At 64.5% G+C, this 9912-nt stretch carries 10 protein-coding genes and 1 pseudogene; 4 read left to right on the forward strand and 7 right to left on the reverse strand.

Annotation, left to right across the window (positions count from 1 at the left end; genetic code table 11):
• Positions 1-47 precede the first annotated feature (47 nt).
• Together ASD05_RS27485 and ASD05_RS27490 are read left to right on the forward strand one after the other, a co-directional pair.
• Positions 48-1262 (forward strand): LPD7 domain-containing protein, encoded by a 1215-nt coding sequence (locus ASD05_RS27485; protein ID WP_056599342.1) that lies wholly within the window; start codon positions 48-50, stop codon positions 1260-1262.
• Between the two features lie 87 nt (positions 1263-1349).
• Entirely contained in the window at positions 1350-2042 is a 693-nt protein-coding gene (locus ASD05_RS27490; protein WP_056599412.1) for a TraX family protein, read from the forward strand.
• A 176-nt stretch (positions 2043-2218) separates the two neighbouring features.
• Here ASD05_RS27490 and ASD05_RS27495 read toward each other — a convergent pair whose 3' ends face one another.
• The 5 genes from ASD05_RS27495 to ASD05_RS30875 form a co-directional block, all read right to left on the reverse strand.
• The gene (locus ASD05_RS27495) at positions 2219-2632 is read right to left on the reverse strand and encodes a PaaI family thioesterase (RefSeq protein ID WP_082572435.1); all 414 of its coding nucleotides are present in this window, start codon (positions 2630-2632) and stop codon (positions 2219-2221) included.
• A 159-nt stretch (positions 2633-2791) separates the two neighbouring features.
• Positions 2792-4123, reverse strand: coding sequence for a HipA domain-containing protein (locus ASD05_RS27500; protein WP_056599348.1), 1332 nt, complete (start codon positions 4121-4123; stop codon positions 2792-2794).
• Positions 4123-4422, reverse strand: coding sequence for a helix-turn-helix domain-containing protein (locus ASD05_RS27505; protein ID WP_082572437.1), 300 nt, complete (start codon positions 4420-4422; stop codon positions 4123-4125). Before ASD05_RS27505 ends, ASD05_RS27500 begins: the two co-directional genes overlap by 1 nt.
• A gap of 1207 nt (positions 4423-5629) precedes the next feature.
• On the reverse strand, positions 5630-6673 hold the full coding sequence (locus ASD05_RS27510; RefSeq protein WP_056599417.1) for a relaxase/mobilization nuclease domain-containing protein: 1044 nt from the start codon (positions 6671-6673) through the stop codon (positions 5630-5632).
• Positions 6674-6728: 55 nt separating this feature from the next.
• On the reverse strand, positions 6729-7310 hold the full coding sequence (locus ASD05_RS30875; RefSeq protein ID WP_235508122.1) for a hypothetical protein: 582 nt from the start codon (positions 7308-7310) through the stop codon (positions 6729-6731).
• Positions 7311-8075: 765 nt separating this feature from the next.
• On the opposite strand from ASD05_RS30875, the gene ASD05_RS27520 reads away from it, so the two are divergent.
• Together ASD05_RS27520 and ASD05_RS27525 are read left to right on the forward strand one after the other, a co-directional pair.
• Positions 8076-8417, forward strand: a complete 342-nt coding sequence (locus ASD05_RS27520; protein ID WP_235508123.1) for a transcriptional regulator — start codon at positions 8076-8078, stop codon at positions 8415-8417.
• Positions 8404-8793, forward strand: coding sequence for a BrnA antitoxin family protein (locus tag ASD05_RS27525; protein WP_082572439.1), 390 nt, complete (start codon positions 8404-8406; stop codon positions 8791-8793). The genes ASD05_RS27520 and ASD05_RS27525 overlap by 14 nt, the downstream gene beginning before the upstream one ends.
• Positions 8794-9119: 326 nt before the next feature.
• Here ASD05_RS27525 and ASD05_RS30325 read toward each other — a convergent pair whose 3' ends face one another.
• Positions 9120-9281 (reverse strand): hypothetical protein, encoded by a 162-nt coding sequence (locus ASD05_RS30325; RefSeq protein ID WP_157610309.1) that lies wholly within the window; start codon positions 9279-9281, stop codon positions 9120-9122.
• 86 nt (positions 9282-9367) lie between these two features.
• Positions 9368-9912 (reverse strand): annotated as a pseudogene (locus ASD05_RS30385) (hypothetical protein); the annotation flags it as partial.

Here is a 9912-nt window from a genome sequence, read left to right on the forward strand (position 1 = left end):
TCCGAAATCAGGGCGCACCGAACAGCACGCATGGGAAAGGAGCCGCGATGTCCACAGACCAACCTTCCGGAAGCCCGCCGCCGTCTGGCAGCGCGAGCGCTGCCTCGCAGGACGAGGCCGGCCTCGTCCTGGGCGAAGCGACTCAGGCGGGACGCGGCCGTCCCCGCGTGCCCGACGCCATCGAACGCCATTACCTGCGCGTGGACAACCGGTACTTCTTTCCGGACCGCACCCTCGCCTTCATCGACGACGGCGCCCGCATCCGCGTGCGGTCTGAGAACCGAGAGGTGCTGCACGGCGTGGTGGCGATCGCCGAGGCGCGGGGCTGGCGCGCCCTCACCGTCAAGGGCACCGAGAGCTTCCGGCAGGGCATGTGGCGCGAAGCCGCGATGCGCGGCATCGAGGTCCGAGGCTACGAACCGACGGAAGTCGAAATCCTCCAGATGCAGCGTGTCTCGAAGCCATCTCAGCCATCCCATGAAAAGGGCGCCGCTTCGGCGTCGGCACCCCGGACTGCACCGGAGAAACGCGGGGCAGCGATGGCGCGCGATCGTTCACGCGGTCCTGGCGCGGCTCGCGATGCCGCGCCAGATCCGGCAGAACTGCCGCAAGACCATCGATCGCCGCGCACGGCCCCTGGATCGACCGTTCAAGGGCTGCTGGTTGCAGCGGCCGCCGCACCCTACCAATTCGATCCGGCGCAGCACATGTCCTTCTATGTGAGGGTCCGCACCGAGACTGGCGATCGCACGGTTTGGGGTTCGGACCTCGAACGCGCACTCGCGGAATCTGCGTCGCGACCGCGCATCGGCGACCAGGCGGTCCTCACAAGGCACGGCGCGCGTCCGGTGAAAGTCCTGGTGGCGCAGCGCAATGCGCAGGGCAAGCCAACTGGAGACAAAAGAATCGTCACGCAGCGTGCCGTATGGAGTATCGAGACACTGGACTACCTTCGCGCCATGAAGGAGCGCGCGATGCGCATACGAAGCGGCGAAACGGTGTCCCCCGAGATCCGTCGTCAGCATCCACAACTGGCCGCCGCGGCTGCCGGCCTGGCGTTGGCCGAGCAGTACGCGACGCGCGTGACCGGCGATCGGGACTCCCAGCAGCGCCTGGTGCAACTGATCCGCGAACGCATCGCCGACGCGCTGGCGCAAGGCCATTCGATCCATCTCCCGGATCGCCGCCCGCATCCCGCACCCGTGCATGTGCGCCAGCGCACGGCCAGAGACCGACGAGCGCCCAGCCATGAGCGCGCCTAGGCGGCGCGGGACCACACCATCGAACGACGACAAGTGAAGGCACGAAGAAGCTCCGACAAAACCACCCACGTGTGCGAGGGTGTGTCGATGCCCTCCCTGGCGAAGCCCGCAGCGGCCGCGACGGCCTGTTCGATCTCGGGCGGCTCCCTGGAGGCGCTCAAATGGGTAGGCCTGGTGCTCATGACAGGAGATCACGTCAACACCTACCTGCTGCAGGACGCGAGCCCCACGCTCTACGCACTGGGGCGCATGGTGATGCCGCTTTTTGGCTTCGTCCTCATGGCCAACCTGGCGCGGCCCGGCGCATTTCGAGCCGGTATGCATTTGCGCGTCATGAGGCGGCTGGCAGTCTTCGCGCTGCTGGCGACACCCGCTTTCGTTCGCCTTGTCGGCTGGTGGCCGTTGAACATACTCGGGACCCTTGGGTTGGCGACCTTGATCGTGTGGCTCCTCGAACGCGGCGGCGCGGTGGCGCGCGTCGCGGCATTGATCGCCTTCCTCATAGGAGGTGCGCTGGTGGAGTTCTGGTGGCCCGCACTGCTCTGCTGCCTCGGCGCCTGGGGATTCGCGCGCCGTCCCGATGGGATCAGGATGCTCCTGTGGGCCCTGGCGGCAGCCTCCCTCGCAATCGTCAACGGCAACTTTTCCGCGCTGGCCGCCCTGCCTTTGATCTTGGCCGCCCGGCATGTCGACATTCCGTTGCGCCGCTGTCGTTGGGTCTTCTACGCCTACTACCCTGCGCATCTATCACTGATTGCTATGGTGCTGAGGCCCGCATGACTGGAAAGAACCAGTGGCAAGCCTTCGCATGCGACTGCCGAGCTTTCGAGCGACATTGCGTGTCAGCGCGGCAAGTCAAGCGCGCTTGCGCCGCCATGATCGAACTGGGCAACCTGAGGGAGTGACGCCCATGCAGGCCCGATCCGTCCACGCAACTCGCTGTCTGCGTCAACGCACTAGAGGCTTGCCAGTATTCCGGTTGAGGATGCTTCGGCTGCCAACTTGCCCTCCGGGTTGTAGAGCGCAGCTTCGAGAAACGCAATGCGCTTGCCGCGCTTGATCACCCGCCCTTCGACCCGCCCCTCACCCGGGCCGACCTTTTCATAGAAGCTCACCTTGATTTCGAGGCTGAAGACAGTCTGCAGGTGCTCTGAGTCGTGCATCACGGCGTGGGCCATGGCGGCATCGAGCCAGGCGGTGATGAATCCGCCCTGGGCGATGGTGCCGTTCGTATGGCAATACTCGCGTCTTACCGTGAAGGCGGCCTGGAGCGTCTTGCGCTCTGGCGACCACCCGGTCACGTGGAAGTTGCCCATCGATTCGGACAATGCCTGGCCGGAGCGAATTCGTGCTTCTAGATCGTCGTTCATTGAAATCGTGCGCTGATGAAATCAGCGGTCATTCTGATCCGAAGCCGGCGGTCTGTCGTCTGTCGTTCTTGCAGTTCATCCTCGCTCCGGGGGCTGTGCCGCTGCTCCATGGCAGTGCTGCAAGAGCGGCTGCCGGCTCTGGTCTTGCGACGCCGACGACTAGAAGTGGTCCGCAGTGAACTTCGGGATATCGCGCGACATGGCCAACAAGGCCTGCGCCCGGCGGATCACGAACTGAGCGAGGCCTTGCACGAAGGGGACTTCCTCTCCCGTGTACGCAGTGTCCGCCGCCTGCGCGGGCGCCTCTTGAAGTGCGAATTCACAGAGTCGCGTCAACTCGCGTGCGAAGTACCTGCGGTCGATGCCTAAGCGCATGCAGAAGTCTGCAAGCGCGAACGAGCGCACTGCGTCCAGCTCGAACTCATCGCCGAATGCCATCGCCAAGTCGTGATGGAACCCCGCGTACTGCACGACACTCACCAGGTCATACAGCGGCGTCGGCGTGAGCCCGGTGCGGTCGACGAAGAACGAGATGTTCTTGCCGTGCGAATCGCTGTTGCCGAAGAGCAGGGTCGCGACCGCCCAAAGGACCAGGCGCTGCATCCCCAGCGCCGGTTCGACGAACCCGGGCCTGAGTGCGCCGAGCTTTTCGAAACTGGCGCCATCGCGAATGTGCCGCACCTCCGGTTGATCCCCCACGTTGCGCTCGTACTTTGCACTCACCGACAGATCCAGCGCCTGGCACCCATCAATGATGTGCAACCGCTCGACACCGTCCGGCGTCCTGCGGCGGTCGAACCGCTCGATGCTCAAGACCGGCGACGGTACCCGCAGGATGCTCACATGCGCGGCACTGGGCGCCTTCCAGCGTCGCATGCTGATGCGATTGGCCAGTTGCATGCAGAAATGCTCGTTGGCCACCATGAACCTCGTTTTCTCGCGCGCAGGCTCGGGCTTGAGGATGTGCGTAGATGACAGCACCCCGTCAACCAGGAACAGTTGGTCTTCTTCGATGGCCACCAGAAGCTTGTCCTGGTGCCCCGCGATGGACATGCGCACTTTGCCGTCCCACCGGTTGAAGGGTTCGTTCGCGCGGTTGTCGATCCGTGCCTGCAGCTCTTCGAACGGCAGGTACCGGCGCAGTGGCGCCTGCTCGGCCGGCACTTGGCCGGCAGCGATAAAGCTCAGCGCGCCAGCAGTCTCATGTCCGAGGTGGCGAAGAAGGCCGAAGACGTTGTTGCGCGCCACGCGCGCATCGTTGGCCGCCACAACCAGTGCCTCGCCTTCAGGGAGCAAATTCTCCAGGAAACGGCGGATGACCTGTGGCGCCGCGCTCCCCTCTAGGGGCAAATGGGGCGAGAGCGGGTACCGGCTTGGCAACGCTCGCCAGGCAACGTCATAGTCGAAGTGGAAGGCATCCTGAGCCTGGTCGTAGCCCAGCGTGCCGACGCGCACGGCTCCCGCGTAGACGTCCAGGATATACCCGTCCATCACCGTCCCTCGCCCGCAGACGGGTCAAGCGCTGCTTCGACGGCAGGAATGGCGCTCTTGGGCACGACGAGCATGCGAAGGCCCAGGCTCTCGAGTACCAGCATGAGCTTGTCCGAGGTCACGGGCTTGCCGTTCTCCAAACGCGAAAGCAAGTCGCTGGAGACTCCGCTGAGGGACGCAGCGTCGTCGATGCGCATGCGCGACTGGGCGCGTCGATTTCGCACGAGCTTGCCGAGTTGCTCGAGGGATGCCACGGCTGGACTTAGGTTCTGCTGGAATTCAGGAAGTGTGCGGGCCATATTGTTCCGTATTTCCAGAACTATAAGCCAAAAGCTGAAAATTCACCATTAATTTCGTAATGACGGAACAATTCTACAATCGCCTCAATAAAAGCGCTTGTTCCGACATACCGGAACAAACATCGAGGGTGACTCGGTTGACCAACTGCTTCCAGTGATCGCATCGCCAGCTCATTGGCGGCTGGCACCGTTGGCGCAGACGCCGTCGGTGTCTGAACTTTGATCGACTGCTTGGCGCGTTCCCGTCTGACTTGTCGTCACGCCTGCGCGGCATCGCAGTTGTCAGCTGTCTCGTCGACCTGGGACTTCCCAGCAGCGAGGTCATCATCCTCAACTTGGAGCACATCGACTGGGCCGTCGGCACGCTGTGCATCGTCCATGGTAAGTCGCGCCGTGCAGATGTGTTGCCCCTGCCTGAGACGACCGGCCATGCCATCGCCGAATATTCATGCAGAGCGACCCGCCCACCAGTCGACGGGTCTTCGTTCGACACGTCGCACCAGTAGACCTGCCGGTCGACCGCATCTACCTGCAGCACGCGACGCACCGTACCTGATGTGAACTAACTTCGGCTTGACGAATGGACGGGCCTCGCGCAGTCTCAGCCGAGGGGAGCGTCCGTGGAGACAGAGAGTCGAAATGATGATTCGCATTTTTTACAGCGCGCGCCTTGCTCTTCAAAGCGAAACACTGACCATGCTTTTCGCATATGGCTCCGTCGGCCTCTGGGTGATTTTTTGGTTTGGTGACTAGTCTTATGGTGTCCCGAGAGTAGCTGTGCGCTTGCCCTTCCGCAGCGGGGACACTGCCCGAGACGAGCGATCAGTTGGTAGCTCAGTCGATGGCGCAGTGTCGTGATCGACGTCGCCTCGTGGCGCTGTGCGCGCAGGATTCCGCGGGGACATGCGCCAAGGAAACCTTGAAATCTCGAACAACATCAACGGGTTGTGGATTGTTCGGGACGGACCACGTAGACGAGAAGCTGGTTCCCGAGCTCACCATTCCGCGCGCACAAATGCTTTGAGAACGTCCAGCGTCGCTCGATGACAAGGCGTCTTGACTCAGGAGGTGCTCAACGAACTCGGGCAACGCATCGTGCGCACGCGTTTCACATGACGCCCGTTCGACAGGCAGTGAAGTTGACCGCCCCGTGCGACGGCACGCACATCATTGAGTTGCCATCCGCTATGGCTCTACGACTCAACCATCATCGGACACGTGGCCCAGATAGGTTGGCACCCGCGCGCTCCGGCGCTCGACTTCTCTCTGTCTCCCTCCATCGATCTGCCAATCGCTGCGCATCAGTCTGCACAGCAGGCATGCGCGCGACGAAGCGCTCCACCCGGTCGGCCAATTCGGCCTGGCCCTGACTTCGAAGCGCATCCGCAATTGCGTGCCAACCCGCCACCAACCCCTGCCGCGTGCGCTGCATGGTCTCTTTGCCGACATCCAGGTGGCCTCGCTTTGTCTGTAAGGCCTGGAGCACGCTCTCCAGCTTGGCGCGCATGAAGATTGAGGTCTTCGGCGGCCGATGCTTGGCCCGGTCGCTGGGCGGCAGTTGCCCGAACGCCCGAAGCGCGCAGAGCCGATGATGGATCGCATCCCTGTAGGGCTTGCGGGTCTGGCCTCGCACCTGGCGCGGTGTGGCATTCGCCGCCATGCCCTGCTCCCGCATCAGCGCGGCGAACTGCTCACGCCACTGGCGCAGCGTGTCCTTTCGGATGTAGAGGCGCTTGTCGGGCTCGAACTCGTGCTCGCACTTGACCACCAGATGCACATGTGGGTGCGGCTGATCCGTGTGCAGCACCATGGCATAGCGATACTGCAGCGCGAAGTTCTCGCGCGCAAAGACGCGGGCGGCAGCCAGTACCTTGTCCGGTGGCGTGCCGGCGGGCATGGACAAGACGATGTTGTGCACCAGCTTCGCACGCGTGTCTTTTTGCCCCGGAGCGGGTCTCGGCTTGTACTGGCTTCTGCAAAGCGCCAGCTGCCAGTCGGCCGTGATCTCCTTGGCGGCACCCCGGCCCTGCGGCGTCAGCCCCTCGTCGGTTTCCAATTCCAGCTTGCCGTGCCGGCCGATGTAGCGCAGATGGGCCTCGACGCCGCCAACGTCCCGTCCGCCGCCGGAGACCTTCACCATCACCTCGGGCGTGCGACCCACCGTCCGCTGGATCTGCGCGATCTGGTCGGCGCCGAAGCGCAGCGTGCCGCCCGGTCCTCGCCGGCCGTAGCTCACGATGTCCAGGGTCATGTCGCGCGGCGCATCGGCCGAAGCGACCGCGGCGCGGCCGATGCGCGCCGTCTGTTCAGGCACGGGCACTCCCTTCGCCGGTCTCCCAGCTGATGAGGTTGCGGCGCACGATGGCTGCCGTGGCTTCGCGTGCCGCCTCGACTTCCCGCCGGACCCGCGCGATCGCTTCGCCGAGGTCCGGTGCCACCGGCTCCGGCAGCGTGTTCGGCATGCCGAACATTCGAAGCTGCCGTCCCAACGCGGCCAGTCGGGCGACGGTCACTTTGAGCTGATCCAGTTCGTTCGGCGGCAGCACGGCCGCGTCACGCACATGGTTGTGGATCAGCAGGGCGAGGTAGCTGGCTGTCTTCATCCCACGGGCACAGGCTCGCTCTGCCGCCAGCGCGCGATCGCCTTGGCGAAGCCGCAGCGTGATGCGATCGGGCTTGCCAATGCCGCTTTCGGCTTCGCCTAGGAAGTGTTGGACGCCCGAGCCCAGCGAGATTTCGCCGTTGGTCTTGAGTACCTCGTCGACCATCTTGGCAAGCAGAGTCGACGCACTGAGACGATGCCGCAGCGCCAGCGCGGCGAAGCGTGCCCTCGTTTCGGGCGGCACCCGGGTGGCTATCACGCAGCTTGATGCAAAGGTCTTGGTCATTGCAACGCCGTTGCAGTAAACAATGTCTGACGGCAGTCTATCCTGCCCTCATAGCCGCACAAGGACTTTGCTCTCTGACTCCATACATCGCTTTCCCCCCTCCCTCGTGCTCGACGCCGCGCAGCGCGCACGCCCACGCATCTCCCCATTGTTCGGCATGCCGAACCTTCGGGATCGAGTGACCACGCCGCGCGAGCGCATAGGATGGCCCACAGGTTTCCAGCACTGGTGCCGGGGCGAAGACAGTGAGCACCCTCCCGCCTTGGCCCGTGCTGGCGGGCTCCTCTTTCGGTCCTCCAGAAAGCAGCAAGCTCCTGGTGGGGGGGACGGTTGCCGGCCCGCGTGAGTCGCTGGCCGAATCGAAGTCAAGGCAGTTCGGCGCCGTGCACGCCCGCTCGCGCTCCGGCGCCCAAATGCCCTGACATGTCGCTCTGCAAACCGCGGCAGCGAACCGCAGGCGTCGTACGACTTACGGGCGCGGGGATCGCAAACTCGGGAAGCGGCAATACCCTGGTGACCCAGGGCGTCCCGCCCGTCAGCGACTGAAATCGAGCGACAAGGGTGCCGCACGCGCGGCGAGCCAGGGACTGCCGACGCCGCCGCGCTCGAAGACCTCGACGAGCTGCCGCCGAACCGTTCTCGCCTGCTTGGCGCCAGTGGCGCAGACAGCAAATCGGTCAAGGCACTGGCGGCTCTGCTGCGTGGCTGGGCGCCATCTCGGTGCTCGAGAAGGCATTGATCATTTTTTGTGGATGCAAATAAATCTTGCATCGCATATTTATTGTTACTACAACCAATGTGATCGAAACGCCAACTTTCCAGCGTCTCGCGACCGAAATCTGGTCCGAAGAGGAGCGCTTGGAATTCGTCTCGTGGATCGCTGCGAACACTGAAGCCGGCAATGTGATCAAGGGTACCGGCGGGCTGCGCAAGGTTCGTTGGGCTCGTGCCGGTATGGGCAAGCAGGGCGGCGCTCGCGAGATCTATTTCAACCGCAATGAACAGGGTGATCTGGTGCTACTGCTGGTCTACGTGAAGGCCAAGTTCGACAACATCCCCGCTGCCACTCTGTTGAAACTGAAGGAGGCTCTTGATGCCAAAGATTGACAAGGAAATGGTGCAATTCGAGAAGGATCTGCTCCAGTCCATCGGAGAGATGAAGCGCGGCGAACATGCCGCCGTGCACACCGCCGAGGAGATCGTGGCACGAAAGCGCGGTCGGCCGATGGGCACTGTCAAGGAGACACCGAAGGTATCGACCACGATCCGGTTTGATGCCGACGTCCTGGAGGCGCTGAAGTCTGGCGGTCGCGGCTGGCAGACCAGAGTGAACGACGTGATCAGGTCCGTGTTCATCTCGGACACGCGAGAAGAAGCCGTCGCTCTCGCCCGCGATCTGGCCAAGGCTCCGGCGCGAAAGGGCAAGGGTGTGCTCGGTGCGCACGCCGTCGGCCAGAAGCGCGAAGCGATCCGTCGCAGGTGACTTCGACGGGTATCTCGGACGAAGACGGCGGCCTGCACCCTCAGCGGCGCGGTTGGCGCGTCGCCGAGGTGCGTCAAACTGGCCATGCCCGCAGGAACCGCGTGCCGCCGCTATCCAAGCAAACTCGACAGATCGGCAGACACAGGCCAGCCAACACATGGCATGACATCAGGTGATGTGGTGAAGCGGCTCCGATGCGCCAGGCCATCGGCCCCGAAAAAAAAGGAGCACAGAGGAAACGGAGATCTCGCGTCGCCGGCGACGCGAGACGCGAGACGCGCCCCGATGTTCGGCGTGCCGAACACCGGGAAGGCAGGGACCGACGGCTACGCTTCCGTCTCACCGGCGCGCGGCTTCGCCGCGAGCGGGCGCAGCGGGGACGGAAGCCAGCGCGTGCCCTCCAGCCGGCGGGCGCAATGCGCCGCGACCTCGGCCTTCTTCATCGCCGCCACAAGCGACGTGCCCTGCTCGCCGGTCAGCTCCTGCACGGCTTCGAGCGCCTCCGCCTTGCCGACATGTCCGAAGTAGTTCGGGGCGGTCGGCGCCCACCAGTCCGTCGTCTAGGTCCAGCGCCTCAGCGATGGCGTCGCTCTGGTCGGCCATGCGTTCGCGCGCAACGACCGCATCGATGCTGCGCGCGGTGCAGCACGCCAGCAGGTCGAGCAGCGCGTCGCGCAGCTGCGCGAGCAGCCAGCCGAACAGCGCATGCGGATCGCCGGGCAGGCGGTCTCCCCATTCGGTCCGCGGCCCGCACGAGCAGCGCACCGGCCGGGGATGCCTCGTAACCGGTGGCCGACTGCGCGTGGTGGTAGTCGCTGGTCACATGCACATGGACCTTCACCACATCGTTGCCACGGCCGTACTGGCCGAACACCGTCTCCGCCATCCGGTGGACCAGCGTCGCCAGCGCCACATGCGGGTCCTGCATCAGCGCGGCCTGCAGCGCGGCAGTGCGATGCGCGGTGAGATCGCGCATCAGCTTCTCGCTGAACGCGGCGCGCGTTCTCGCGGCGCCTGTGCCCGCCCCGTCGCCATCGCCATCGCCGTCACCCGCCATCCCCGGCCCGTCATCGCCCTCCGGGTCGCCGGCCTCCGAACCGCAGCGGTGATCCCCCGGCC

Origin of the sequence: Variovorax sp. Root434 (assembly GCF_001426595.1) — a bacterium.
Classification (GTDB): Bacteria; Pseudomonadota; Gammaproteobacteria; order Burkholderiales; family Burkholderiaceae_C; genus Variovorax.